The organism is Schumannella sp. 10F1B-5-1 (assembly GCF_006517535.1).
Taxonomy (GTDB): domain Bacteria; phylum Actinomycetota; class Actinomycetes; order Actinomycetales; family Microbacteriaceae; genus Schumannella.
Genome location: NZ_VHQH01000115.1, coordinates 1 through 215 on the forward strand (window position 1 = coordinate 1; position 215 = coordinate 215).

The 215-nt window shown below is 69.8% G+C and carries 1 pseudogene; it reads left to right on the plus strand.

What is annotated here, in order from left to right:
- Positions 1–215: pseudogene (locus FJ658_RS16340) on the plus strand (DUF2510 domain-containing protein); the annotation flags it as partial.

The following is a 215-nucleotide window of genomic DNA, read 5'->3' on the forward strand; positions in this document are numbered from 1 at the left end:
GTCATGGCGCTCGCGCCGGGCGTGTTCTCGGACGAGGCCGAGCAGTCGATCTCGGAGCAGGCGGGTGCGATCGGCGCCAGCGTCAACGCCACCTGCCCCGACGTCCCGCCGCTGCTCGTCGGCGACACCATGATCTGCAGCGCCGTCACGCCCACCAAGGTCGCCAACGTCGTGGTCAGCCTCCAGCGCAAGAACGGCTGGATCGACTGGCGAGT